Below are 23,470 nucleotides of genomic sequence, written 5' to 3'. Positions count from 1 at the left end.
TCGTCAGACAATCATTGAGGAATACAAATCGTGTCCATCCTGCTGAAAGGCATCATCGCCTATCCGGTCACGCCGTTTTCCGCCGGCGGCGACGTCGACCTGAAAGCGCTCGATGCGCTGATCGAACGCCTGATCGCCGACGGCGTTCACGCGATCGCGCCGCTGGGGAGTACCGGCGAAAGCGCGTACCTGTCCGATGCCGAATGGGAGGCCGTCGCCACCGCGTCGATTCGCGCGGTGCGCCGGCGCGTGCCGACCGTCGTCGGGATTTCCGATCTCACCACGGCGGGCGCGGTGCGCCGCGCCCGCTTCGCCGAACAGGCCGGCGCCGATGCGGTGATGGTGCTGCCGGTGTCGTACTGGAAACTCGGCAACGACGAGATCGTCGCGCACTACCGCGCGATCGGCGACGCGATCGGCATCCCGATCATGCTGTACAACAACCCGGCGACGAGCGGCGTCGACATGTCGCCCGACCTGATCGCGACGATCTGCAGGGCCGTCGCCAACGTGACGATGGTCAAGGAAAGCACCGGCGACATCGGCCGGATGCACCGGCTCGCGCAGTTGAGCGACGGGACGATCCCGTTCTACAACGGCAGCAATCCGATGGCGCTCGCCGCGCTGGCCGCGGGCGCGTCCGGATGGTGCACGGCCGCGCCGAACCTGAATGCCGTGTTGCCGCTTGCGTTGTTCGACGCGATGCGCACGGGCAACCTCGCGCGCGCCAGGTCGGTTTTTCACGCGCAGTTGCCGTTGCTGCAGTTCATCGTCAACGGCGGGTTGCCGGTGACCGTCAAGGCCGGGCTGAGGCTGCGCGGTTTCGATGCCGGCGAACCGAGGCGGCCGCTGCTGCCGCTCGGCGACGCACGCACGCGCGAACTCGAGCGCCTGCTCGCGGCGCTGCCGGATGGTGCGGCGGCATGAGCGACGGCGCGCGGCCGGCGATCGCGGTCGTCATCGACGCGGTGCGGATCGGCGCGAGCCGGCCGCTCGCCGGCACGCCGCACGCGAGCGCGATCGACAAGCAGCCGGTCGATGCGCGCCTGTGGCTGGGCGCGCTCGGCTTTGCCGGCGACGAGCAGGCCGATGCGCGGCATCACGGCGGCCCCGACAAGGCCGTTCATCACTACGCGCACGATCACTATGCATGGTGGTCCGGGCAGATCGGCGCGCGCGACGTGCTCGCCCGGCCGGGCGCGTTCGGCGAGAACCTGTCGACGCGCGGCATCACCGAGCGCGACGTGTGTCTCGGCGACGTATTCACGCTGGGCGGCGCGGTGCTCCAGGTGTCGCAGTCGCGGCAGCCGTGCTGGAAGCTCAACGCGCGTTTCGATCACCCGCGCATGGCGGCGCTCGTGCAGCAAAGCGGCCGGACCGGCTGGTACTACCGCGTGCTGCAGGAAGGCTGGGTGGCTGCGGGCGACGTGCTGGCGCTGCATGCGCGCCGCTACCCGCAATGGCCGCTGTCGGCGGTGCTCGACGTGCTGTATCGACGCACGCTCGACATGGCCGCGCTCGAGGCGCTGTGCGACGTGCCGCTGCTGCCGCCCGGCTGGCGCAAGATGCTCGAAAAGCGCCGCACGGAGCGGCAGGTCGAGGACTGGACGAAGCGGCTCGAGGGATGACGGGCCGCGTCCGATGCTTACTTCGTCGGCAGGTTGCGCACGTCGGCCGTCGGCTCGGTGCCGAATGCGTCGCTCAGCACATAGCCGATCAGTTGTCGGGCGGTCGCCTCGGGCGTGGCGAGCGCGCCGCTCGACTTCAACTGGTCGAATTTCTCGCGCATCGGGAAATGCTTTTCGTCGGTCGCGCGGATCGTGGCCTGCATGCCCGTATCGACGACGCCCGGCGCGACGCTGCAGATGCGCAGCGCGTCGTTCGCGTCGAGCGCGACGGCGCGCGCATGGTGATCGAGCGCGGCCTTGGTCGCGCAATAGATGCTCCAGCCCGCATACGCGTTGCGCGCCGCGCCGCTCGACAGGTGCGCGATCCGGCATTCGGTCGCGGCCGATGCGGCTTGCACGAGCGCGGCCGACAGCATCAGCGGCGCGGCGACGTTCAGGCCGACCGCGCGGGCGACGATCGTCGGGTCCTGCGCGGCGAGCGGGCCGATCGGATCGACGATGCCTGCGTTGTTGAACAGCAGCACGAGCGACGCGCCGTCCACGAAGCGGCGCAGCGTGTCGCCGGCCAGCCAGGCGGCGACGGCCGTGGAATCCGACAGGTCGAGTTCGACTTCGGCGAAGCGCTCGCCGGCCTGCGACGCGAGCGACGGATGGCGGCTGCGCGACACGCCGAGCACGGCGATGCCTTCCTGCAGCAGTTGTTCGGCGAGCGCAGCGCCGACGCCGCGGGTGTGTCCGGTGACGATGGCGCGCACGTGTGCGGGAGAAGATGCAGTCATGGTGGTGAACTGGTGAGGGGGTGAGCGGGTTTGACGAGCGGCGCGCACGCACGGCGGCAGCGCATTCGGGGCGGGTGATGCGTGGTATCGACGTGCGAAGACGGTCGCGCGCGGCGCCGCTGATGTGGGGATGAACGCCTATCGTAGCGCCGGCATGTGCATCGCGCAAACGCCGGGGCGTGCGTGAAGGCGGAATCCGCGGCGCCGCGGCCCATGCATCGTCACGTTGCACCGCGTGCGATCGGGTGCGCCGCTACGTCGGACGAAAGCCCGCTGCGGCACGTGCGCGCGCTGGTGCGGTGAGCGGCGCCGGGCCGGGCGTCGCGAGCTATCATATGGCTCGCCCGTGCGCGATGCCGCGCGGGCCGCGATCGTTTCCCTTCACCTGCTGCACGCCGCGACGCTACTCATGAACACCACGCCGGATACGCCCACGCCCCGCGCCCTGCGCGAACTCACGCCCCTCGAGGCCCGCATTCTCGGCGTGCTCGTCGAGAAACAGCACACGGTGCCGGATACCTACCCGCTGTCGCTGAACGCGCTGACCGCGGGCTGCAACCAGAAAACCGCGCGCGCGCCGGTGATGAACGTCAGCGAGGACGAAGTCACGACCGCACTCGACGGGCTGAAGCATCTGAGCCTCGTGATGGAAGGCAGCAGCAGCCGCGTGCCGCGTTTCGAGCACAACATGAACCGCGTGCTCGGCATCCCGAGCCAGGCGATCGCGCTGCTGACGATCCTGTTGCTGCGCGGCCCGCAGACGGCCGCCGAGCTGCGGCTGAACAGCGCGCGCCTGCACGGCTTCGCGGATATCTCGTCGGTCGAGGCGTTCCTCGACGAACTCGCGGCGCGTGCGCAGCCGCTCGTCGTCCGGCTGCCGCGTGCCCCGGGTGCGCGCGAGAACCGCTGGATGCACCTGATGTGCGGTGAAGTGAACATGGCGGACTTCGCGAGCGCGGAGGCCGGCGGTGGCGCGGATTCGGTGCCGCCTTCCGAATTCGAGGCACTGAAGGCCGAGCAGAAGCGCCTCGCGGACGAAGTGGCGCGCCTGAATGCGCTGGTCCAGCGGATGGCGAGCGAACTCGGTATCGACGTCGACGCGCCGGGCGACGCGGGCTGACCGACACGCGAGGCACCTGAAACGGAGTGACACCGGCGCACACGCTCACGCGCGCGCCGGGTGACGAACGCGCTGCGCCACCCTGCCCGAAGCCGCATTACCAGCGGCACCCCGCCTTCGCGGATGCATCGACGTCCTGCGCCCACGCGAAATCCGTTTGCTTGCCGGTGCGTGCGTTGCGGTACGTCATCGAATAGACGATCGCGCCCTGGCTCGTCATCTCGTACTCGCCGTTGATCTTGCCGTCGACCATTTCCCACCACGTGGTCGTGAACTGGTACGGCCGGCCCTCCGCCAGTTCTTCGTGATCCTCGTGCTTGAACAGCAGCGGGATCGCCGTCTTCGACTTCGCATACCGGACGATACCGCCTCGCCACTTGGCCGCGTCGTCGTAGTACGTGCGTAATTCGAAGCGCACGGGTTTGTCGCCGCTCGTCTGAAAACACAGCACTTCCGTACTGACTTCCGCCGACGCGGGCAATGCGATGCACAGCAGCAGCAACGCAGCGAATGTTTTTTTCATGTGCGTCCGTCCGTAATGGAAAAAGCGTTTCAACCGACACTGATTCGCGTGGCGCCCGCATCGACGAGCCGGAACAGCAGATCCTCGACGGCCGCGCCCGGCGCCGAGCCGAGATCCGCGTTGACGCGCCATCCGTGCTCCGTGTTCGCCGGTTCCGACAGATAGTGAACGATGCCGTGCAGGCCGTCTTCGGCCGGCATGCTTTCGTCGTCGGCGTCGAACCACGCGAAGAACCAGGTCTTGAACACATCGGCGGCCGCGGCTTCGTCGAGACCGTCGGCTTCGATTGTCGCCCAGTCCCACACGAACGGATGGATCGATACGGCTGCCGTTTCGAGCTCGAACGCGAACGGCTCGAAATCCAGTTGCGTGGTCGAATCGACCATCGCCGGCTGGCCGGCCGATTCGCCTTCGCCGTGAATGGTGTCGGCCCGGCATGGCAGCGCGAGCGGGCCTTCGGTGGCGAGCGTGCCGTCGGCTTTCCGGTAGGCCGGTTCGACGACGGCCGCCGGTTGCGCGGCCGCTTGCGCGAGCAGGTCGGCGTAGGGTTGGCGGATGGCGCTGAGCAGGTCGGATACGGTCATCGTGGCGTGTCGGGCAAGGGGTGAGCGATCGATCGCAGGCAAGCGGTGCATCGTGCCGCCTGCGCCGAACGGGGGGCCGCATCGGCAGCGGACAGCCACGATCGTACGGCACCGCGGTGACACCCGACCACTCGGCCGAATGGCCGGCGGACCCCGATCGCCGTCACTTCACGACCGTCGTGCCGATTCCGGTCGACTTCCCCGCAACCCGCCATCGTTGCGCGCGGGTGCCATAATCGAGCCTGCCCATCATTCCAGACAGACGTCCCCCGGAGAATCACCATGCAGAACCTCGACAATCCTTCCCACGATCGCGAGGTAGGCAGCGCCGACGCGACGCAGGACACCACGCGCATCGACGACGTCCGCATCGGCGCGGTGCGTCCGCTGATTTCGCCCGCGCTGCTGCTCGACGAGCTGCCGGTGCCGGCCGCGACGCAGACGCTCGTCGAGGATACGCGCCGCGCGATCGGGGATATCCTGCACGGCCGCGACGACCGGCTGCTGCTCGTCGTCGGCCCGTGTTCGATCCACGATCACGACCAGGCGCTCGATTACGCGCGCCGTCTGAAGGCCGCCGCCGACACGCTGAAGGACGACCTGCTGATCACGATGCGCGTGTACTTCGAGAAGCCGCGCACGACGGTCGGCTGGAAGGGGTACATCAACGATCCGCGCCTCGACGGCAGCTTCCGCATCAACGAAGGGCTGCGTGCCGCGCGGCAACTGCTGCTCGACATCAACGCGCTGGGCCTGCCGGCATCGACCGAATTCCTCGACCTGCTGAGCCCGCAGTACATCGCCGACCTGATCGCGTGGGGCGCGATCGGCGCGCGTACGACTGAAAGCCAGAGCCATCGCCAGCTCGCGTCGGGCCTGAGCTGCCCGATCGGCTTCAAGAACGGCACCGACGGCGGCGTGCAGGTCGCGTCGGACGCGATCGTCGCCGCGGCCGCGAGCCATGCGTTCATGGGGATGACGAAGATGGGGATGGCCGCGATCTTCGAGACGCGCGGCAACGACGATGCGCACGTGATCCTGCGCGGCGGCAAGAACGGGCCGAACTACGATGCCGGGCACGTCGAAGCGAGCTGCGCGGTGCTGCGCAAGGCCGGCTTGCGCGAGCAGGTGATGGTCGACTGCTCGCATGCGAACTCGAACAAGTCGCATGAGCGGCAAATCGAGGTCGCACAGGATCTCGCGCGGCAGTTGGGGCAGGGCGAGCACCGGATCGTCGGCGTGATGGTGGAGAGCCATCTCGAAGCCGGCAGGCAGGACCTGAAGCCGGGCGTGCCGCTGCAGTACGGCGTGTCGATCACCGATGCGTGTTTGAGCTGGACGCAGACGGAGCCGGTGCTCGACGTGCTGGCGGAAGCGGTGCGGCATCGCCGGGTGTATTCGCGGAATGCGTGATGCCGCGCGGCGGCGCGGCGCCCGCCGCGTGGTTCGATGTGTTCAATACGCCGCGAAGATCGGGCGCTCGTCCGTGAGATTGCCCTGATCGACCGGCCACGGCGCCATTTTCCGCGCCGCGCCCCATCTGTTTGCACGATCCTTGATCCTGATCCGGCTCACCCCGCTGCCGCGTTGCACGCTCAACGCACGATCCGGCGAATCCCGCTACCATGAAGACGTGTTGCTCGCTGCAGTCCGGCCACGCACACACGCAGTGGCGGCGCGGCCGGCCGCCATGCGACCGACGAAGCGCGGGGCGGCCATCCGTGGGGCGGCCGTCCGCGGGGCGCTCACCGATCAGCCATTGCGCCTGCCTCGCTTCGCCCCCGGAATCAACAACAACCGAACCGGAGTGCAATACACATGAAGTTCTACAAGACCCTCCTCGCAGCAACCATCCTCGCTTCGAGCGTCAGCGCGCATGCGCAGATCGCGGGCGCGCAGCCGATCAGCGTGACCGTCGAGCAATCGCAGGCGCTGCTCGAAGGCTGGAGCGTGAAGAAGAGCGTGCTCGGCAAGACCGTGTACAACGACGAGAACCAGAAAGTCGGCAAGGTGCGCGACCTGATCGTCGCGCCGGACGGCTCGGTGTCCGCCGCGATCGTGTCGGCAGGCGGCTTCCTCGGCGTGGCCGCGCATGACGTCGCGGTGCCGATCGCGTCGCTCGACGTGCGCAACGGCAACATCTACCTGCCGGGTGCGACCAAGGAAGCGCTGAAGGCCACGCCGGCGTTCCAGTACGCGAAGGTGCCGTCGGCGCCGAAGCCGAAGAAGGTCGACGAAAAGCACTGATCCGCTATCTCGCGCGCACCCGTCGCCCGTCGCGACGGGGGCGCGTGTCCTCGCGGCGGTCAGGTTGCGTCGAGTCCGCCGTCGACCGTGATCACCTGCCCCGTCATCCATGCCGCCTGCGGCGACGCGAGCGACACGATCCAGTTTGCGACATCCGCGGGCTCGCCGCGCCGGCCAAGCGGAATGCGCGCGCGTTCCTGCGCCTTGATCGCTTCGATGTCGCTTTCCGACAGCCTCATCCGTTCCGACAGGAAGTCCGTTTCCGTCGGGCCCGCCGCAACGGCGTTCACGCGTACGCCCGCCGATGCGAGCTCGAGCGCCCAGCAGCGCGTCAGATGCTCGAGCGCGGCCTTGCTCGCCGCATAGTGCGACAACAGCGCCGCGGCCTTGTGTCCGAACGTGCTCGACACGTTGACGATGCTGCCGCGCGTCGCTTTCAGATGCGGCAGCGCGGCGGTCGCGAGCATCGACGGTCCGAGCGTATTGACGGAGAAGATCGCGCTGATCGCATCGAAGGTCGCCGACTCGAGCGGCAGGATTGCCCCGGCGCCCGCATTGTTGACCAGCACGTCGAGCCGCCCCGCCAGTGCGACCGTTGCGTCGATCGTGCGCGTGGCGTCGGCCGGATTGCCGGCATCCGCGACCACGTAATCGATGCGCGGCGCGCGGCGCGCGGCGGCGGAAAGCGCATCTTCGCGGCGGCCCGTGATGACGACGCGCGCGCCTTCGCGTGCGAACGCGACGGCCGCCGCCAGCCCGATGCCGGCACCGCCGCCGGTAATAAGGACCACCTTGTTGTCGAATGACTGCATGACTTCCTCGTAAAGATGATGGGTGGAACGTTCGTGCCGTCTAGCGTTCGGGCACGTCGTCCGCCGGCGCGAGCGCCACGACATGGCTGATCCCTTCGTGCGCCATCTTCGTATACGGGCTGAAGCGCTCCGTATTGCGGACGAGCTCTTCCGCCACCGCGCGTTCGACGCCCGGCAGCCGCACGTGAATGTTCGCGTTCAGCATGAACAGCCCGTCCACCGGATCGCGGCAGAAGTCGATCGATGCGGATACCGATGCGCCGGCGATCGACACGCCCGCCCGTGCGGCCAGCAGGCTCAGCGCGCCGTGAAAGCACGCCGCATAGCTCGCGGCGAACAGTTGCTCCGGGTTCGGGCCGTCGCCGGGGCCGCCGAGCGCGGACGGCAGGCGCAGCTCGACATCGAGGCGCCCGTCGTCGGAACGCGCGACGCCCGATGCGCGGCCGTGCTCCGCCGCGCCGCCCGTGACGGTCACCGTCGTCGAGTACAGCGTCTGCGGTTCCCGCCCGCGATACCGGTCGAGCAGCGATAGCGGCGGCGGGCGCAGCGGCGTCATGGCGAGCGTGATCCGGCGGTGGCGGTCAGCGCGCGAGCGCGTTCTGCCGGAACCATGCGTCGAAGGTCGTCGCGCCGAGGCGCGCACCGGGCGCCGGCACGAGCGTGTCGTCCTGCAGCACCGCGCCGAAGTAGTCGGCGCCCGCATCCCGGGTCACCGTGCGTACGTCGTGCGTGGCCGACAGGAAACGCTCGACCAGGTCGGCGATCCGCACCCGCTCGGGGCCGCCGATTTCGACGATGCCGTTGCGCGGCGCGTCGAGCGCGAAGTCGGTCACGGCGGCCGCGACGTCGTCCGAAGCGATCGGCTGGAAGTGCGCGGTGGTCAAGCGGACCGTGTCGCGTTGCGCGCCAGCCTGCGCGATCGCGCCGACGAATTCGAAGAACTGCGTCGAGCGCACGATCGTGTACGGCACGCCGGCTTCGCGGATCAGGTTCTCCTGGATGATCTTGCCGCGGAAATACGCGCTCTGCTGCAGCCGGTCGGTGCCGACCACCGACAACGCGACGTGATGGCGCACGCCGGCCGCGCGCTCCGCGGCGAACAGGTTGTGCCCCGACGCCTCGAAGAACGCCTTCACGGCCGCTTCCTCGAACGACGGCGAATTCGCGAGATCGACGACGACCTCCGCGCCGGCGAGCGCGGCGTCCAGTCCCGCGCCCGTGATCGTATCGACGCCCGTCGACGGCGCGGCCGCCACCGCGTCGTGGCCGCGCGCGATCAGGTTCCTGACGACCTTGCTGCCGATGAGGCCGGTACCGCCAATCACGACGATTTTCACGATTGCTCTCCTTGAATGGGCGCGCGACAGGCGCGCCGCTTGAATCTGCCGAAACCGGTGCCCATCGCGTTCGTGCGATCGAGCCGGCAGGTTGCCGAACGGCGCAGCGCCGTATTCGCGTGCCTGTCGAACAGCCCGCATCGTAGGCATGCGCCGCGCGATCCGGTAGAGGCCGGCAAGCCCTCACGATGTTGCCGGAAATGCATCAATCGATCGTCTCCAGCGGCGCCAGCGTCGTCATCGTCGTCAGGCACTGCAGGTCGCGCGCCCGCGTCTGTTCGATCATGTAGTCGATGAACACGCGGATGCGCGTGGGCAGATGCTTGCGGCTCAGGTAGCAGAGATAGTGGCCGCCGTCGTCCGGTGCGTGCTGGCCGAGACAGCTCAGCAGTTGGCCGTCGGCGAGCAGGTCGCACACCTGGTACGCGGGTAACTGCGCGATGCCGAGCCCGTCGAGCGCCGCGCGCACGACGAGGTCGATGTCGTTGAACGTGTGATGCGCGGCGAGCTGGCGCCGCTGCGTCACCCCGTCGATCCTGAATTCCCATTCCGTCACGCGGCCCGACGCGGTGCACAGGTTGATGCAGCGATGCCGCGCCAGTTCGTCGACGTGGCGCGGCAAGCCGTGCCGGTGCGCGTACGACGGCGACGCGCACACGATCATCTGCATCGGAATCAGCCGGCGCGCGACGATCGCGCTGTCTTCCATGCGGCCGTCGCGAAACGCGACGTCGATGCGGTCGGCGGAGAAATCGGCCGGGCGGTCGTTCAACAGCAGGTCGAGCGTGATGTCCGGATACCGCGCATGGAAATCGCGCAGCAGCGGCGCGATGACCTTGCGGCCGAAGCCCGGCGTCGAGCCGACGCGCAGGTGTCCGCTCGGCGGCCCGCTGCGCAGTTCGCGCATGTCCTCGAGCGCCTGCGCCAGATGCTCGATGCCGGGCCGGCAGTTTTCGTAGAACAGCTCGCCTTCGCGCGTCAGCGACATGCTGCGGGTGGTGCGCTGGAACAGACGTGCGTCGAGCCGGTCCTCGAGGCGTTGCACATGGCGGCTGACCGACGAGCGGCCGACGCCGAGGCGATCGGCGGCGCGCGCGAAGCTGCCTTCCGTGACGACGGCGAGGAACGTGACCACGCCGGCATAGCAGGTCGAGAAACTGCGCGCGAACGGATCGTCGGCATCGGGGCGGCGGATGGAGGTGTCAGGCATGGAGGCGCTGGAATCGTGGTGTCCGTATGCGACTAGACGTTTCAGCGTTGCCGCCTGTGACACCGCCCGCCGCATTTTTTCAGAAAGGGCGCGGCGGCGTGCGACCCGGTTATTTTTCCGGCACGAGCACGGGCGCGCCCTGGTCCTTCAATAGCAGCACGATGAACTTCGCGGGCCGGGTCCGGCTCGCGTTGCGTCCGACCGTGTGCAGGTCGTTCGGGCCCTCGTAGAAGGTCTGGCCCGGCTTCAGCGTGACGGGCTCCCCGCCCTTCACCTGCATCACGATCGATCCTTCGACGACATAGACGAAGGCCTCGGCGTGGTGGCGGTGGACGGGGTCGACCGCGCCGGGCGGATACTCGACCGAGATCATCTGCGCTTCCTTGCCCGGGTATGCGTCGAGCGGCTTCGTCATCAGCGGCGTGACGATGGCCGACGGCGCCGCGCGAACGGCGCCGGTCGCGGCGCCCGCGATGACGAGCGCGGACGCGATCACGTGTTTCGTGCGAATCATGGTGGTGGCTTCCGGTGGGCCGCCGGCCGACGGCCGGCAGCGAGAGAGGGGGCCGACAGTCGGTCGCGCCCGCAGGTCAGGCGAGATTCGCCTTGTCGAGGCCGTATGCCTTGTCGGCTGAGCCCGGTACGGTCCGGAACGCGACATTCGCGCGGTTCCAGCCGTTGATGGCCATTACTTCGAACGTCAGGTCCGACAATTCCTTTTCGGAGAACTGCCCGCGCACGCGATCGTAGAGGTCGTCCGGCACGCCGTGCTCGGGCAGGGTCGTCAGCACTTCGGTCCACGCGAGCGCGGCCCGCTCGCGCGGCGAGAACAGCGTCGATTCGCGCCACGTCGCCAGATGGTGGAGTCGCAGCTCGCGCTCGCCGTGAAGGCGCGCTTCCTTCACGTGCATGTCGAGACAGAACGCGCAGCCATTGATTTGCGACGCCCGGGCGGACACGAGATCGCGGATCGATTCCTCGATCGCGCTGCTGCGCAGCAGGTTGCTGAGTTCGAGGAATTGCCTGAACAGCTCGGGCGATTGATGCATGTAGTTGAGACGCTGCGTCATGATTTCTCCTGGCGACGAAGAGGCTGGCCCGCGATAAGCGGGTGTCGTGGGCGGCGGGGCGCCGCGCGAAATCATCTTAGGAGTGTGCGCCGGTACGCGGTAGCCACGCACAGGGACGCATCGTGTTGCGCGCGCTGCACCAATCCGCGCGCGACGGCGGGCGCGGCCGGCGCGCGCTCCACGCGTCAGCCGGCGGCGCAGGCGGCAGCGATCCGCGCGAGCTTGTCGGGGTTGCGCTGCACGAGAATCCGGCCGATGCGCGTGCCGTCGGTCTCGAACGACATCGCCGCTTCGAGTTGGCCATCGATGAAACGCAGCATCGCCCACTGGCCGTTCAGCACGACCGGCCGCATCTCGACACCGCTGCCGCAGCGCAACCACGTCGCATAGAACAGTTGAGCGATCCGCCGGCCGCCGACCATCGGTTTCGGGAAGCTCTGGACGTGGCCGCCGCCGTCGCCGATCAGCATCGCGTCTTCGGCGAGCAGCGCCTGGATCGACGGGAAGTCGCCGTGCGCGAGCGCATGCGTGAACGTCTGCAGCAGCCGGCGATGCGTGTCGTGCGGCACCGCATGCCGCGGCTGCGTATCGTCGCGCAGCCGCGCCCGGGCCCGGCTGACCAGCTGTCGGCACGCGGCTTCGGTCTTGCCGATCGCGTCGGCGATTCGGTCGTAGTCGAATTCGAAGATTTCATGCAGCAGGAACGCCGCGCGCGCTTCCGGCGTCAGCCGTTCGAGCAACAGCAGGTACGCGACCGATACGTCGTTCGCGCGCTCCGTCATTTCCTCGGGCGTCGCCGGCGATTCGCCGAGTTCCGGTTCCGGCAGCCAGATACCCGTGTAGTGCTCGCGCCGGAGCTTCGCCGCGCGCAGGCGATCGATCGAGGTCCGCGTCGTGACCGCGACGAGCCACGCCTCGGCGTTCTCGATACTGTCGCGCGCCGCGTCGTGCCAGCGCAGCCACACGTCCTGCACGATGTCCTCGGCATCCGCGACGGAGCCGAGCATCCGGTATGCGATCTTCTGCAGGCGCGGGCGCAGCGCGTGGAAGGTTTGTGCGTCGTCGGTCATCACAGCCACACCCCGCTGAACCCGAACGCAACCGGCCCGCTCAGGAACACGCTGCCGGCGCCGTCCCATCGAACGGTGACGTCGCCGCCGTCGCATGTCACCCGCACGGTGTCGTCGAGCAGCCCGCGCCGGATGCCGTTGACCGCCGCGCCGCACGAACACGAGCCCGAGCCGAGCGGCACGCCGCCGCCGCGTTCCCAGATGCGCAGACGAATGTGCGCGCGATCGATGACCTGAACGGCATGCACGTTGGTTTTCTGCGGAAACAGCGGATGTGTTTCGATCGCCGGGCCGAGCGCTTCGATATCGACTGCGGCGACATCGTCGACGAAGAACGTGCAGTGCGGATTGCCCATGCTGCATGCGGCCGGCGTGCCGGGCAGCGGCAGGGCGAGCGTGTCGACGGCCTGCGAGAGCGGCACGTCCTGCCAGCCGAGCCGCGGCGCGCCCATTTCGACCTGGATCAGCCCGTCCGCATCCCGAGAACAATGCAGACGCCCGCGATTCGTGCGCAGCACGACCGACGCCGCGCCGGTTTCCCGCATCAGCTTCCACGCGACGCCGCGCGTCGCGCTGCCGCAGGTATCGAGCGCCGAGCCGTCGCGGTTCCAGAACGCGACGCACGCGGCCGCGTCGTCGCCGTCCGAGATCACCGCGAGCTGGTTGAAGCCGATGCCGCGATGCCGGTCGCCCATGCGCCGCACGAGGTCGCGATCGATGTGCTGCGCGGGATCGTGTTCCTGACCGCGCAGGTCGACGATGGCGAAGTCATCGCCATTCGCGTTCATCTTCTGAAATCCGATCGGCATGGCGGTTCCGGAATGGAGGCAGGCAAATACTGTACGTGGCTCGCCGATCGCGGGCAATCGTGGCCTGACGACGGGCGGACGGCACGCGTCTACGTAATTCTACGTAGATCGTCATACGTAGTTATCCGCTTGTAAGCATCCCCCGTCGCGCGGAATACTACGGCCCATCGCCGCGGTCTCTGCGAGGCCGCGGCACGACGCATCGACGTCACGCGGGTTCGGCCCCTCGCCGCATCCACTCAAAAACACATTGGAGACCAGGAGACGCCATGAATCGGGCTTCCAGTACCCTGCTATGGATCGCGGTCGCGCTGCTCGGCGCGTTCGCATTCGGCACGATCGCACTCGCGCACGGCGAACGCGTCAGTGCCCTCTGGATCGTGATCGCCGCAGTCTGCGTGTATCTGATCGCGTATCGCTTCTACAGTCGTTTCATCGCCAGCAAGGTCATGCAGCTCGACGGGCTGCGGATGACGCCGGCGGTCAAGTACAACGACGGCCTCGACTACGTGCCGACCAACAAGTACGTGCTGTTCGGCCATCACTTCGCCGCGATCGCCGGCGCCGGGCCGCTGGTCGGCCCCGTGCTCGCCGCGCAGATGGGCTACACGCCCGGCATGCTGTGGATCCTGGCCGGCGTCGTGTTCGCCGGCGCGGTGCAGGATTTCATCGTGCTGTTCATCTCGACGCGCCGCGACGGCCGTTCGCTCGGCGACCTCGTCAAGATGGAGCTCGGCACGGTGCCCGGCGTGATCGCGCTGTTCGGCGCGTTCCTGATCATGGTGATCATCCTCGCGGTGCTCGCGCTGATCGTCGTGAAGGCGCTGACCAATTCTCCGTGGGGCACGTTCACCGTCGCCGCGACAATTCCGATCGCGCTGTTCATGGGCGTCTATACGCGCTACATCCGCCCGGGCCGCATCGGCGAAGTGTCGATCATCGGCTTCATCGGGCTGATGGCGGCGATCGCGTTCGGTCAGAACGTGGCCGCCTCGCCGGCGATCGCCGCGTGGTTCACGTTCAGCGGCACGCAGCTCACGTGGATCCTGATCGGCTACGGCTTCGTCGCATCGGTGCTGCCGGTGTGGCTGCTGCTCGCGCCGCGCGACTACCTGTCGACGTTCCTGAAGATCGGCACGATCCTCGGCCTCGCGATCGGCATCCTGGTCGTCGCACCGGAGCTGAAGATGCCCGCGCTGACGAAGTTCGTCGATGGCACGGGCCCGGTGTGGGCGGGCAACCTGTTCCCATTCCTGTTCATCACGATCGCGTGCGGCGCCGTATCGGGTTTCCACGCGCTGATCTCGTCGGGCACGACGCCGAAGCTGATCGACAACGAAACCAACGCGCGCTTCATCGGTTACGGCGCGATGCTGATGGAATCGTTCGTCGCGATCATGGCGCTGGTCGCCGCGTGCGTGATCGAGCCGGGCATCTACTTCGCGATGAACGCGCCGGCCGCCGTGCTCGGCTCGACGCCGGAAGCGGTCGCGAATACCGTCACGCAATGGGGCTTCGTGCTGACGCCCGACATGCTGACGCAGACGGCCAAGGCCGTCGGCGAAACCACGATCATCGCGCGCGCGGGCGGCGCGCCGACGCTGGCCGTCGGCATGGCGCACATCCTGCACCAGGTAATCGGCGGCGAAGCGATGATGGCGTTCTGGTATCACTTCGCGATCCTGTTCGAGGCGCTGTTCATCCTGACGGCCGTCGACGCGGGCACGCGTGCGGGCCGCTTCATGCTGCAGGATCTGCTCGGCACGTTCCACCCGGCGCTCAAGCGCACCGAGTCGCTGCCCGCGAACCTCGTCGCCACCGCGCTGTGCGTGGCCGCGTGGGGCTACTTCCTGTACCAGGGCGTGGTCGATCCGCTCGGCGGCATCAACACGCTGTGGCCGCTGTTCGGCATCTCGAACCAGATGCTCGCCGCGATCGCGCTGGTGCTCGGCACCGTCGTGCTGTTCAAGATGAAGCGCGAGCGCTATGCGTGGGTGACGATCGTGCCGACCGCGTGGCTGCTGATCTGCACGCTGACGGCCGGCTGGCAAAAGATTTTCGACGCGAACCCGAAGGTCAGCTTCCTCGCGCACGCCGCGAAGCTGCAGGCCGCGGTGGATGAAGGCAAGGTGCTCGCGCCGGCGAAGTCGATCGCGCAGATGAAACGCATCATCTTCAACGACTACATCGATGCGGCGCTGGCCGGGCTGTTCATCTTCGTCGTCGTGGCGATCGCGGTATACGGCCTGCTCGCCGTGCTGCGCGCGCGCCGCGAGTCGAAGCCGACCGTGCGCGAGACGCCGTACGAAGCGATGCCGGCCGCGCAGGCGCTCGGCAGCGGACGTTAAGGGGAGGCCGCGATGTTCAGCGATCTTGGCGGCGACCTGCGCAGCGCGGGTCGTTACCTTGGGCAGGCGTTGCGGCTGATGGTCGGCCTGCCCGACTACGATACCTACGTCGCGCACATGCGCGACACCCATCCGGACCGTGAGCCGATGACGTACGAGGAATTCTTCCGTGAACGTCAGAATGCGCGGTACGGGTCGGGGGCGGGGAAGTGTTGCTGAACCGGGCCGTTGCAATGACCTGACGAATCAGCCCGGTATCGAAACGAAGGCGCCGCGACGGATGTCGCGGCGCTTTTTTTTTCGCCGCCCGGCGGCACGCATCGCGCGGCGCTTGTATGTCGTTTGCCCGGGCGCAGCGCGGCGGCGTCCGGCCGCCGGTATCATGAGGGCACTTTCTTTTTCCCGATGGATCGCAGGAGAACACGTCGTGCATGTTGGTGAGCGTTTCAACAGCATTTCCCATCTCGTCGGCGCGGTGCTGTCGGTGGCGGGCCTCGTCGCGCTCGTGACGATGGGCGCGCTCGAAGGCGACCCGTACAAGGTGGTGAGCTTCAGCGTGTACGGCGCGATGCTGATCCTGCTCTACGCGATCTCGACGGCGTATCACAGCGTGCGCAACCCGCGCCTGAAGGCGATCCTGCAGAAATGCGACCATGCGGCGATCTACCTGCTGATCGCCGGCAGCTACACGCCGTTCACGCTCGTCACGCTGCGCGGCCCGTGGGGCTGGTCGTTGTTCGGCGTGAGTTGGGGGCTCGCCGTGTTCGGCATCGTGCAGGAGCTCACGCTCGGGCGCCGCACGCGCCTGCTGTCGATGATCCTGTACGTGCTGATGGGCTGGCTCGCGCTCGTCGCCGTGCGTCCGCTGATCCATGCGCTGCCGCCGATCGGCACCGCGTGGCTCGTGGCCGGCGGCGTGATCTACAGCGCGGGGATCTACTTCTTCATCAACGACGAACGCATCCGCCACGGGCACGGCATCTGGCATCTGTTCGTGCTGGCCGGCAGCCTGTGCCAGTTCGTCAGTGTCGCGATGTATGTCGCATGAGCAGCATCGCATCGGGCATTGAGCGTGTGATGCGCTGTGCGTGGCGAGTCGGCCGGAGAATGCGCTACCGGCGCGAGGCCTTCCGCAGCGCGCCGAAGCCCACCCACCCCCAGTACACGCGATGATGCGCGATCAACCCGTCGCGCAGATCCATCACCTCGACGAGATCCACCTGATCGCCGTCCGGCGTTGCGCGCGGGTATTCCCAGACGAGCTGGCGACCATTCGAGAAGAACAGTCCGGTCCGGTACCAGCGTCCGAGCGAGTTGTCCGGATTGCGCAGGCCGGCCGCGAAGAACGCACCGATCGCGGCCTTGCCTTGCAGCATGCCCGAGCCGTGTTCGGGCAGCGTGGCGACGACGAGCGGCGTTTCGAGCACTGCGTCGTCGGCATATAGCGACATCAGCGCGTCGAGGTCGCGGGCGACGACGGCGGCGTGCCAGTCTTCATGAATGCGCCGGGCGTCGGCGTCGATGTTTGCGCGTGTCATCGCGGGTTTCCGGAAGTCGATCACGGAAACCACTGTAGGGGTGGGTCGCCGCGAGACGTTTCACGTCGACCCGAAACATGGATGCCGGGCCGCGCGGTGCTCGCTCGGAGGGCTGCCCTTAGCCGGCCAGCGCGTCGAGATTCAGCGCATACGATTTGCCGATCCACACCGCGCAATCGCGGTGGTCGCGCAGTTCGTCGTGCGTATTCGGATGCAGGAAGATGTCGAGCGCGCCGTGGTTCAGCACGAGCCACGGCACGATGTCGTCGAATCGCGCGGCATCGAACGCGACCTGATACGACCACGCCGGATGCGGGCCGACGAGGCGTTCGTGAAAGCGGCCGAGTTCGATGACCGCGCCGAACCGCGCGTTGACAACCTGGCGAAACGCCCAGGCCGCGTCGCGGCTCGCCGCATCGAAATAGACGTGCGCGTGCCAGCTGTCGATGGCGGTACTGTCGAGGGCGACCATGGAGAGGCTCGATTAAAAAATGAAAATGCCTGAGATGCCGTGCGAAACGGCCGATACGTGATTATCGCGCGTCCTTGCCGTTTGCGTCGTGTCTCAATTCGGGAGCGCGATGCGGATGATTTGTCCTGCATCAGAAGAATCGGCTGATCCGACGAAATCGCTTCGATGGTATCCGCATGCGCGATATCACGCCGGAAGCCTTATGCCCGGGCGCGCCCGCCGGAATCGCACCGACAACACGTCATTTCGGAAATTGAAAGAGCGGGCGAGTACCCACCGTATCGCCGGTAAAAATCCGATCAGATCGTTGAATGAAATAAAGAAATTCCATTTCGACGGGATACGTGAACGACGCAGCTTGCACGCCGAATGCACGGCTGAAAATAACAATTGCGGATTCGGCTATTCAAGCGGGATGCGTCCCGACATACGATGATTTCAACGCATCGATGATGGATCGATGCGGGGACAACCATCTGGAGGCCATTATGCGATCCCTCGTTCCCGTTGCCGTTCTTTCCTGCGCACTCGCTGCGCTGCCGGCCGTCAGCTTCGCGCAGTCGATCGGCGCCGCCGACACTTCGCACGCCGCGCCGTTGACCTGGTCGGCGGCGCGCGCCGAAACCGATGTCCAGCTGATGCAGATGACGCGTGCCGGCTATCGCGCGACGACGGCCGGCAACCAGAACTATCCGCTCGCGATGCAGCGGGCGCTCGAACGTGTGTACAACCCGGTGCCTGACCGGTGGCGCGACGAAAAGGCCGCGATGGAAGCGCGGGCGGCCCGCGACGTGCAGAGCGGCCATCCGGTCAAGGCGTTCTTCGTGAAAACCGCGTACTACCTGAAGGGCGAGAACACGTTTTGACGCAGGAGACGAACATGGCATGCGCTGACCGACGGCTCGGCGTGTGGCGTGCGTCGGCGATACGCAGGCTGCCGCGGGCGGGCACGGCGCGACGGCACGCCGACGTGCGCGGCACGCGCCACCGAGCGGATGGCCTGCGTGACGCGGGCCGGTGCGAGCTCGCATGCGGCTGTGCGCGGTCTGGGTCGGTGCCGGACGGCACGTGCGCGAGCGAGGGCGAATCATGAAGGCTGCCCGAAAAGGGCGGCGCCATCCGCCGTTGACGCGCGAATGGCTGCTGCCGCTGCCGCCCGCGCATGCCCGCGACATCTCGCTGAAATGCCACATGGCGCTGGTCGCGCTGCGCGGCGAGCACGGTAGCGCAACGTTGCTGATGCGGCTGCGCACGAGCGTGTATCTGGTGTTCCTCGCGCTCGACGATGCGGTTTCTCCCGACGCGACCATCGACCTGTGCGTCGACGCGGAGCGCGTGCTGGACGCAAGCGTGGCGCGCGCCGCGCAAAGCGGTGCGTGGACGCTGCACGCCGCGGAATCCGCGGTGCTCGAACGCGTGCTCGCCGCGAACGACGCATGCATCGCGACGCTCACGCGGCATCGGCTGGCGGAGCTGTGGCGCCATGTCTGCACGTTCGCTTCCGCCGAACAGCCGGGAATGGTCGCGCAGGCCGCGGCGAAGATGCGGGCGCCGGCCGTTCTGCATTGAATCGCTGGCCGCGGGCCGTGTTTCATACCCGTCCGATTCCATCGCGTGGACGCGCGCCGTCTAATGACAGGACTGGAACCCGGCGAGGCCGGGCGACGAGGATTCATCCTCGCGTTTGCGGCGATCGTGCGTGTCGACGCGAACGCATTCGTTTCGGTCAGGAGGAGCGATGGCGCTATACAGGAGCGGCGGCTACTTCACGTGCGGAAGTGGCCGCGCATTCAGCGAGAACCTGCCGCCGGGCAGCAAGGTGACGGTGGCGGGCATTTATCGATGCACCGTGTGCGGCGACGAAATCGGTATTGCGAAATGGCAGATGCTGCCGTCCGAGGACGCGCATCGGCATGACCTCGATCCGCCGTCCGACCCGCTGCTCGATCCGGGGCCGACCGCGTGGCAACTGATCGCCGCGGCGGAATCGCGCAGCTAGGCAACCGACGTTCGCCGCTGCGCGCACGCGCGCAAGCGCAACGCGTCACGCGGGTCCGTCGAAACAAAAAGCGCCACGGAGCGAACTCCGTGGCGCTTCTTCGATGCGTGGCCGGCGCGAAGGCGCGAACCTTCGCGCGGCACGACGCGCTGCTTAAGCGGCCGTTGCCGACTTCGCCGGCTTCTGCAGCTTGCCCTTGCCGGCGCGCTGGATTTCCTCGAGCTTGATCTCGACGTGGCGCGAGAACACGTACTCGGCCGGACGCTGCTTCGCGATCGAGATGTCCGGTGCGAACGGGCCGTCGGTCTTGATGCCCTTGCGGCTCACGCGCAGCGCCTTCAGCGGGTTCGAGATCGTGTCCATCACGGCCGTGGCCTCGAAGCCGCAGTGGACCATGCAGTCCGCGCACTTCTCGTAGTTGCCGACGCCGTAGTTGTCCCACTCCGTCGTTTCCATTAGTTCCTTGAAGGTCTTCACGTAACCTTCGCCGACCAGGTAGCACGGCTTCTGCCAGCCGAACACCGTACGCGCCGGGTTGCCCCACGGCGTGCACTTGTAGGTCTGGTTGCCGGCCAGGAAGTCGAGGAACAGCGACGACTGGCTGAACGACCAGCGCTTGCCGCCTTCGCCGCGCTTCAGGATTTCGCGGAACAGGTTCTTCGTCTTGTCGCGGTTCAGGAAGTGCTGCTGATCCGGCGCGCGCTCGTATGCATAGCCCGGCGATACGGTGATGCCGTCGACGCCGATCGGACCCAGCGTGTCGAAGAACTTCGCGACGCGCTCGGGGATCGCATCGTTGAACAGCGTGCAGTTGATGTTCACGCGGAAGCCGCGGCGCTTCGCTTCCTTGATCGCCGCGACCGCCTTGTCGTACACGCCTTCCTGCGACACGGAATGGTCGTGCATGTCCTTGTCGCCGTCGAGGTGGACCGACCACACGAAATACGGGCTCGGCTGGTAGTCGTCCATCTTCTTTTCCATCAGGAGCGCGTTCGTGCACAGGTACACGAACTTCTTGCGCTTCATGATGCCCTTGACGATTTCCGGCATCTCCTTGTGGAGCAGCGGCTCGCCGCCTGCGATCGACACGACGGGGGCGCCGCATTCGTCGACCGCCTGCAGGCATTCCTCGACGGACAGGCGCTGGTTCAGGATCGGATCCGGATAATCGATCTTGCCGCAGCCGTTGCACGCGAGGTTGCAGCGGAACAGCGGCTCGAGCATCAGCGCGAGCGGATAGCGTTTGTTGCCGGACAGGTGCTGGCGCACGATGTAGGCGCCGACACGGACTTGCTGGAGCAGCGGAATAGACAAGGGATGTCCTCCTTAAACTTCGCGGGCGACAGCTTGCGTGAGCTTCGCCGGCAACTTGAATTCGACTTTTTCTTCACGGCCCGCCATCGTCGCGACATCGACGGGCCCCAGCGCGCGCAGCGCGCCGATTACATCCTCGACCATTTCTTCGGGCGCCGACGCGCCGGCGGTCAGGCCGACCGTCTGCACGCCCGCGAACCATTCGGCCTTCACTTCCGAGCCGTCGGCGACGAGATAGCTCGGCACACCGCTTTCGGTGCCGATCTCGCGCAGGCGGTTCGAGTTCGAGCTGTTCGTCGCACCGACGACGAGCAGCACGTCAACCTGTTCGCTCAGTTCGCGCACGGCGGCCTGGCGATTCTGCGTCGCATAGCAGATGTCGCGCGTGTCCGGGCCGACCAGGTCGGTGAACCGGCGCTGCAGTGCTTCGATAATGCCGCGCGTGTCGTCGACCGACAGCGTGGTCTGCGTGATGTACGCGACCGGCGTATCGACGGGCAGCGTCAGCGTATCGACTTCGGCTTCGCTCTGCACGAGGATCACCTCGGCCGGAATCTGGCCGATCGTGCCCTCGACTTCCGGGTGGCCCGCGTGACCGATCAGGATCAGCCGGCGGCCCGCCGCGACGTACTGGCGGCCCTGCACGTGCACTTTCGTGACGAGCGGGCAGGTCGCGTCGAGCACGTCGAGCCCGCGCGTTTGCGCGTCGCGCTCGACCGTCTGGGCGACACCGTGCGCGCTGAAGATCGCGACAGCGCCGTGCGGCACCTCGTCGAGTTCCTCAACGAATCGTGCCCCTTTATTACGCAGATTTTCGACGACATGCCGGTTGTGCACGATCTCATGACGCACATAGACCGGCGCACCGTGCTGTTGCAGCGCGCGATCGACGATCTCGATCGCACGGACAACCCCCGCACAGAAGCCGCGGGGCTGGGCAAGGATGACTCGCATAAGTGAGCGAACTCCGACGACAGACGCCGGGGTTCGAGGCGCTTGGCACGCGCTTGCTCGCCCCGGCTTGATGTTATGAAGGCAGGAACGAACCGGCCGGCCAGGCCCCGGAACCCCGAATTAATCGCGCATTTTAACCCTATCGGGCCGTCCTTGCTTCGGTGCCGTGTCGGCACCGTTGCAATTGCGGGAGAGCCGCGTCGGCGCTGGCGCGCGCGGAACCCGGTAAACTGCGCGGTTTCGCGGGCGGCCGTTCCGGCTGCCCGCCATCGCGCTCATTTCAAGGCCATTCGATGACCGTCGATTCTCACGCATATTGCCCGTCCGCCCGTACGGCGTCGGATGTTTTGTTCCAGACCCTTATTAATACCGAACCAGCCGGCGTGCGGCAGGAGGCAGGCCGATGATGCTCGCGATCGCTTTCCTGGTGTCCGGCCTGTCGCTGGTGATCTGGATCGTGCTGCTCGTCGCGCGCGGCGGCTTCTGGCGCGCGCAGCCCGCGCGGCCGCTGCCGCCCGACGCGCGCGGCGCGGCAGCCGACGCCGGCTGGCCGGCGGTCGTGGCGGTCGTGCCGGCGCGCAACGAAGCCGACGTGATCGCCCGTGCGGCGACTTCGCTGCTCGAGCAGGACTATCCGGGCGACTTCCATCTGATCATCGTCGACGACCACAGCGACGACGGCACCGCCGACGCGGCCCGCGCGGCCGCGCTCGCGATCAACCGCGCCGACCGGCTGACGGTGCTGAGCGCGAAGCCGCTGCCGGCCGGCTGGTCGGGCAAGGTGTGGGCGCAGTCGCAGGGGATCGCGGCCGTCCGGACGCTCGGCCTGCCGGCCGACTACCTGCTGCTGACGGATGCCGACATCGGCCATCCGCCCGACGCCGTCGCGCAGCTCGTCACGCGCGCCCAGGCCGAGCAGCGCGATCTCGTGTCGCTGATGGTGCGGCTGCGCTGCGACTCGTTCTGGGAAAAGGCGCTGATCCCGGCGTTCGTGTTCTTCTTCGCGAAGCTGTACCCGTTCTCGTGGATCAACAACCCGCGCAACCGGACGGCCGGCGCCGCCGGCGGCTGCATGCTCGTGAAGCGCACGGCGCTCGAGGAAGCGGGCGGCATCGAATCGATTCGCGGCGCGCTGATCGACGACTGCAGCCTCGCCGCGCAGATCAAGCATCGCGGCGGCGGCCACCATCCGATCCGGCTCGATCTCGCCGATCGCAGCGTGTCGTTGCGCCCGTACGACAGCTGGCGCGATATCTGGAACATGATCGCGCGCACCGCGTTCACGCAGCTGCACTATTCGCCGCTGCTGCTGGCCGGCACGCTGCTCGGGATGACGATCATCTATCTGGTGCCGCCCGTCGTCGCGCTCGCGTACGGCGCGCGCGCATGGCCGGCGTGGCTCGCGTGGGCGTCGATGTGCGCCGCGTATGCGCCGATGCTGCGCTACTACCGGCGCTCGCCGCTGTGGGCGCCGGCGCTGCCGCTCGTCGCACTGTTCTATGTGGGCGCGACCTTCGCGTCCGCATGGCGTTACTGGCGCGGCAAGGGCGGCCAGTGGAAGGCGCGCGTGCAGGCGCCGGTGGAGCGTTGACCCGCGCCGGCGGATGCCGGCCGTCCCGCTAAACCGGAACGCCCAGAAGCACACAGCCCGAATCG

Annotated in this window: 28 protein-coding genes; 12 read left to right on the top strand and 16 right to left on the bottom strand. The window is 67.5% G+C overall.

What is annotated here, in order from left to right:
- Nucleotides 1-30 precede the first annotated feature (30 nt).
- Together CFB49_RS28155 and CFB49_RS28150 are read left to right on the top strand one after the other, a co-directional pair.
- A complete protein-coding gene (locus CFB49_RS28155) occupies nt 31-927 on the top strand; it encodes a dihydrodipicolinate synthase family protein (RefSeq protein ID WP_089492958.1) in 897 nt (298 codons plus the stop codon).
- Nucleotides 924-1,628, top strand: a complete 705-nt coding sequence (locus CFB49_RS28150; RefSeq protein WP_089492957.1) for an MOSC domain-containing protein — start codon at nt 924-926, stop codon at nt 1,626-1,628. The genes CFB49_RS28155 and CFB49_RS28150 overlap by 4 nt, the downstream gene beginning before the upstream one ends.
- Before the next feature lie 17 nt (nt 1,629-1,645).
- Here the strand turns inward: CFB49_RS28150 and CFB49_RS28145 are convergent, their stop codons facing one another.
- The gene (locus tag CFB49_RS28145; RefSeq protein WP_069621687.1) at nt 1,646-2,407 is read right to left on the bottom strand and encodes an SDR family oxidoreductase; all 762 of its coding nucleotides are present in this window, start codon (nt 2,405-2,407) and stop codon (nt 1,646-1,648) included.
- A gap of 409 nt (nt 2,408-2,816) precedes the next feature.
- Here CFB49_RS28145 and CFB49_RS28140 point away from each other — a divergent pair, with 409 nt between their 5' ends.
- Nucleotides 2,817-3,527 (top strand): YceH family protein, encoded by a 711-nt coding sequence (locus tag CFB49_RS28140; protein WP_089493140.1) that lies wholly within the window; start codon nt 2,817-2,819, stop codon nt 3,525-3,527.
- Between the two features lie 97 nt (nt 3,528-3,624).
- Here the strand turns inward: CFB49_RS28140 and CFB49_RS28135 are convergent, their stop codons facing one another.
- Together CFB49_RS28135 and CFB49_RS28130 are read right to left on the bottom strand one after the other, a co-directional pair.
- Entirely contained in the window at nt 3,625-4,050 is a 426-nt protein-coding gene (locus tag CFB49_RS28135; protein ID WP_089437295.1) for a hypothetical protein, read from the bottom strand.
- A 29-nt stretch (nt 4,051-4,079) separates the two neighbouring features.
- Complete coding sequence (locus CFB49_RS28130) at nt 4,080-4,634, bottom strand: hypothetical protein (protein ID WP_069621685.1); 555 nt, start codon at nt 4,632-4,634, stop codon at nt 4,080-4,082.
- 282 nt (nt 4,635-4,916) lie between these two features.
- On the opposite strand from CFB49_RS28130, the gene CFB49_RS28125 reads away from it, so the two are divergent.
- A complete protein-coding gene (locus CFB49_RS28125; RefSeq protein WP_089492956.1) occupies nt 4,917-6,047 on the top strand; it encodes a 3-deoxy-7-phosphoheptulonate synthase in 1,131 nt (376 codons plus the stop codon).
- Nucleotides 6,048-6,089: 42 nt separating this feature from the next.
- Here the strand turns inward: CFB49_RS28125 and CFB49_RS36500 are convergent, their stop codons facing one another.
- A complete protein-coding gene (locus CFB49_RS36500) occupies nt 6,090-6,233 on the bottom strand; it encodes a hypothetical protein (protein WP_179234956.1) in 144 nt (47 codons plus the stop codon).
- Nucleotides 6,234-6,452: 219 nt separating this feature from the next.
- Between CFB49_RS36500 and CFB49_RS28115 the strand changes: the two genes are divergently transcribed.
- Nucleotides 6,453-6,881 carry a PRC-barrel domain-containing protein gene (locus CFB49_RS28115; RefSeq protein WP_069621683.1) on the top strand — a complete coding sequence of 143 codons (429 nt, stop codon included), beginning with the start codon at nt 6,453-6,455 and terminating at the stop codon, nt 6,879-6,881.
- Nucleotides 6,882-6,940: 59 nt separating this feature from the next.
- Here CFB49_RS28115 and CFB49_RS28110 read toward each other — a convergent pair whose 3' ends face one another.
- The 8 genes from CFB49_RS28110 to dapF form a co-directional block, all read right to left on the bottom strand.
- Nucleotides 6,941-7,693, bottom strand: coding sequence for an SDR family NAD(P)-dependent oxidoreductase (locus CFB49_RS28110; protein ID WP_069621682.1), 753 nt, complete (start codon nt 7,691-7,693; stop codon nt 6,941-6,943).
- A 40-nt stretch (nt 7,694-7,733) separates the two neighbouring features.
- Nucleotides 7,734-8,249 carry an Ohr family peroxiredoxin gene (locus CFB49_RS28105; RefSeq protein ID WP_069621681.1) on the bottom strand — a complete coding sequence of 172 codons (516 nt, stop codon included), beginning with the start codon at nt 8,247-8,249 and terminating at the stop codon, nt 7,734-7,736.
- Between the two features lie 25 nt (nt 8,250-8,274).
- Nucleotides 8,275-9,030: an SDR family oxidoreductase gene (locus CFB49_RS28100; protein WP_089492955.1), complete on the bottom strand. Its 756-nt coding sequence runs from the start codon at nt 9,028-9,030 to the stop codon at nt 8,275-8,277.
- A gap of 205 nt (nt 9,031-9,235) precedes the next feature.
- Complete coding sequence (locus CFB49_RS28090) at nt 9,236-10,240, bottom strand: LysR family transcriptional regulator (RefSeq protein WP_069621679.1); 1,005 nt, start codon at nt 10,238-10,240, stop codon at nt 9,236-9,238.
- A 109-nt stretch (nt 10,241-10,349) separates the two neighbouring features.
- On the bottom strand, nt 10,350-10,754 hold the full coding sequence (locus CFB49_RS28085) for a cupin domain-containing protein (RefSeq protein WP_089492953.1): 405 nt from the start codon (nt 10,752-10,754) through the stop codon (nt 10,350-10,352).
- 76 nt (nt 10,755-10,830) lie between these two features.
- Nucleotides 10,831-11,310, bottom strand: a complete 480-nt coding sequence (locus CFB49_RS28080; protein ID WP_069621677.1) for a carboxymuconolactone decarboxylase family protein — start codon at nt 11,308-11,310, stop codon at nt 10,831-10,833.
- Between the two features lie 185 nt (nt 11,311-11,495).
- Nucleotides 11,496-12,380 carry an RNA polymerase sigma-70 factor gene (locus CFB49_RS28075; RefSeq protein WP_069621676.1) on the bottom strand — a complete coding sequence of 295 codons (885 nt, stop codon included), beginning with the start codon at nt 12,378-12,380 and terminating at the stop codon, nt 11,496-11,498.
- The gene (dapF, locus tag CFB49_RS28070; protein WP_089492952.1) at nt 12,380-13,189 is read right to left on the bottom strand and encodes a diaminopimelate epimerase; all 810 of its coding nucleotides are present in this window, start codon (nt 13,187-13,189) and stop codon (nt 12,380-12,382) included. Before dapF ends, CFB49_RS28075 begins: the two co-directional genes overlap by 1 nt.
- A gap of 269 nt (nt 13,190-13,458) precedes the next feature.
- Between dapF and CFB49_RS28065 the strand changes: the two genes are divergently transcribed.
- From CFB49_RS28065 to trhA, 3 genes are all read left to right on the top strand, one after another.
- A complete protein-coding gene (locus CFB49_RS28065; RefSeq protein WP_050013389.1) occupies nt 13,459-15,537 on the top strand; it encodes a carbon starvation CstA family protein in 2,079 nt (692 codons plus the stop codon).
- A gap of 12 nt (nt 15,538-15,549) precedes the next feature.
- Nucleotides 15,550-15,756, top strand: a complete 207-nt coding sequence (locus CFB49_RS28060; RefSeq protein ID WP_050013388.1) for a YbdD/YjiX family protein — start codon at nt 15,550-15,552, stop codon at nt 15,754-15,756.
- 208 nt (nt 15,757-15,964) lie between these two features.
- Nucleotides 15,965-16,585, top strand: a complete 621-nt coding sequence (gene trhA, locus CFB49_RS28055) for a PAQR family membrane homeostasis protein TrhA (RefSeq protein ID WP_006480281.1) — start codon at nt 15,965-15,967, stop codon at nt 16,583-16,585.
- A gap of 64 nt (nt 16,586-16,649) precedes the next feature.
- Here trhA and CFB49_RS28050 read toward each other — a convergent pair whose 3' ends face one another.
- Together CFB49_RS28050 and CFB49_RS28045 are read right to left on the bottom strand one after the other, a co-directional pair.
- Nucleotides 16,650-17,075 carry a nuclear transport factor 2 family protein gene (locus CFB49_RS28050; protein ID WP_089492951.1) on the bottom strand — a complete coding sequence of 142 codons (426 nt, stop codon included), beginning with the start codon at nt 17,073-17,075 and terminating at the stop codon, nt 16,650-16,652.
- 118 nt (nt 17,076-17,193) lie between these two features.
- Nucleotides 17,194-17,547, bottom strand: a complete 354-nt coding sequence (locus CFB49_RS28045) for a DOPA 4,5-dioxygenase family protein (RefSeq protein ID WP_089492950.1) — start codon at nt 17,545-17,547, stop codon at nt 17,194-17,196.
- A gap of 488 nt (nt 17,548-18,035) precedes the next feature.
- Between CFB49_RS28045 and CFB49_RS28040 the strand changes: the two genes are divergently transcribed.
- The 3 genes from CFB49_RS28040 (at nt 18,036) to CFB49_RS28025 (ending at nt 19,546) form a co-directional block, all read left to right on the top strand.
- The gene (locus CFB49_RS28040) at nt 18,036-18,413 is read left to right on the top strand and encodes a hypothetical protein (protein ID WP_089437285.1); all 378 of its coding nucleotides are present in this window, start codon (nt 18,036-18,038) and stop codon (nt 18,411-18,413) included.
- 223 nt (nt 18,414-18,636) lie between these two features.
- Nucleotides 18,637-19,116 (top strand): hypothetical protein, encoded by a 480-nt coding sequence (locus CFB49_RS28030; RefSeq protein ID WP_089492948.1) that lies wholly within the window; start codon nt 18,637-18,639, stop codon nt 19,114-19,116.
- 169 nt (nt 19,117-19,285) lie between these two features.
- Nucleotides 19,286-19,546, top strand: coding sequence for a hypothetical protein (locus CFB49_RS28025; protein WP_089437282.1), 261 nt, complete (start codon nt 19,286-19,288; stop codon nt 19,544-19,546).
- A gap of 153 nt (nt 19,547-19,699) precedes the next feature.
- On the opposite strand, the gene hpnH is transcribed toward CFB49_RS28025, so the two are convergent.
- Complete coding sequence (gene hpnH, locus CFB49_RS28020; protein ID WP_006480287.1) at nt 19,700-20,860, bottom strand: adenosyl-hopene transferase HpnH; 1,161 nt, start codon at nt 20,858-20,860, stop codon at nt 19,700-19,702.
- Between the two features lie 12 nt (nt 20,861-20,872).
- Nucleotides 20,873-21,814 (bottom strand): 4-hydroxy-3-methylbut-2-enyl diphosphate reductase, encoded by a 942-nt coding sequence (gene ispH, locus CFB49_RS28015; RefSeq protein ID WP_050013381.1) that lies wholly within the window; start codon nt 21,812-21,814, stop codon nt 20,873-20,875.
- 403 nt (nt 21,815-22,217) lie between these two features.
- Between ispH and CFB49_RS28010 the strand changes: the two genes are divergently transcribed.
- Nucleotides 22,218-23,405, top strand: a complete 1,188-nt coding sequence (locus tag CFB49_RS28010; protein ID WP_069621669.1) for a glycosyltransferase — start codon at nt 22,218-22,220, stop codon at nt 23,403-23,405.
- Nucleotides 23,406-23,470: the final 65 nt, after the last annotated feature.

It is taken from the genome of Burkholderia sp. AU17457 (genome assembly GCF_002223255.1).
Lineage (GTDB): Bacteria > Pseudomonadota > Gammaproteobacteria > Burkholderiales > Burkholderiaceae > Burkholderia > Burkholderia sola.
The sequence above is the reverse complement of the archived record's forward strand: the minus strand, read 5'-3'. Positions and strand labels throughout refer to the sequence as shown.

Coding starts and splice junctions, on each gene's coding strand:
- CFB49_RS28150 (WP_089492957.1), top strand. CDS start 924: ATGAGCGACGGCGCGCGGCCGGCGATCGCGGTCGTCATCGACGCGGTG.
- CFB49_RS28145 (WP_069621687.1), bottom strand. CDS start 2,407: ATGACTGCATCTTCTCCCGCACACGTGCGCGCCATCGTCACCGGACAC.
- CFB49_RS28140 (WP_089493140.1), top strand. CDS start 2,817: ATGAACACCACGCCGGATACGCCCACGCCCCGCGCCCTGCGCGAACTC.
- CFB49_RS28135 (WP_089437295.1), bottom strand. CDS start 4,050: ATGAAAAAAACATTCGCTGCGTTGCTGCTGCTGTGCATCGCATTGCCC.
- CFB49_RS28130 (WP_069621685.1), bottom strand. CDS start 4,634: ATGACCGTATCCGACCTGCTCAGCGCCATCCGCCAACCCTACGCCGAC.
- CFB49_RS28125 (WP_089492956.1), top strand. CDS start 4,917: ATGCAGAACCTCGACAATCCTTCCCACGATCGCGAGGTAGGCAGCGCC.
- CFB49_RS28115 (WP_069621683.1), top strand. CDS start 6,453: ATGAAGTTCTACAAGACCCTCCTCGCAGCAACCATCCTCGCTTCGAGC.
- CFB49_RS28110 (WP_069621682.1), bottom strand. CDS start 7,693: ATGCAGTCATTCGACAACAAGGTGGTCCTTATTACCGGCGGCGGTGCC.
- CFB49_RS28105 (WP_069621681.1), bottom strand. CDS start 8,249: ATGACGCCGCTGCGCCCGCCGCCGCTATCGCTGCTCGACCGGTATCGC.
- CFB49_RS28090 (WP_069621679.1), bottom strand. CDS start 10,240: ATGCCTGACACCTCCATCCGCCGCCCCGATGCCGACGATCCGTTCGCG.
- CFB49_RS28085 (WP_089492953.1), bottom strand. CDS start 10,754: ATGATTCGCACGAAACACGTGATCGCGTCCGCGCTCGTCATCGCGGGC.
- CFB49_RS28080 (WP_069621677.1), bottom strand. CDS start 11,310: ATGACGCAGCGTCTCAACTACATGCATCAATCGCCCGAGCTGTTCAGG.
- CFB49_RS28075 (WP_069621676.1), bottom strand. CDS start 12,380: ATGACCGACGACGCACAAACCTTCCACGCGCTGCGCCCGCGCCTGCAG.
- dapF (WP_089492952.1), bottom strand. CDS start 13,189: ATGCCGATCGGATTTCAGAAGATGAACGCGAATGGCGATGACTTCGCC.
- CFB49_RS28065 (WP_050013389.1), top strand. CDS start 13,459: ATGAATCGGGCTTCCAGTACCCTGCTATGGATCGCGGTCGCGCTGCTC.
- CFB49_RS28060 (WP_050013388.1), top strand. CDS start 15,550: ATGTTCAGCGATCTTGGCGGCGACCTGCGCAGCGCGGGTCGTTACCTT.
- CFB49_RS28050 (WP_089492951.1), bottom strand. CDS start 17,075: ATGACACGCGCAAACATCGACGCCGACGCCCGGCGCATTCATGAAGAC.
- CFB49_RS28045 (WP_089492950.1), bottom strand. CDS start 17,547: ATGGTCGCCCTCGACAGTACCGCCATCGACAGCTGGCACGCGCACGTC.
- CFB49_RS28040 (WP_089437285.1), top strand. CDS start 18,036: ATGCGATCCCTCGTTCCCGTTGCCGTTCTTTCCTGCGCACTCGCTGCG.
- CFB49_RS28030 (WP_089492948.1), top strand. CDS start 18,637: ATGAAGGCTGCCCGAAAAGGGCGGCGCCATCCGCCGTTGACGCGCGAA.
- CFB49_RS28025 (WP_089437282.1), top strand. CDS start 19,286: ATGGCGCTATACAGGAGCGGCGGCTACTTCACGTGCGGAAGTGGCCGC.
- ispH (WP_050013381.1), bottom strand. CDS start 21,814: ATGCGAGTCATCCTTGCCCAGCCCCGCGGCTTCTGTGCGGGGGTTGTC.
- CFB49_RS28010 (WP_069621669.1), top strand. CDS start 22,218: ATGATGCTCGCGATCGCTTTCCTGGTGTCCGGCCTGTCGCTGGTGATC.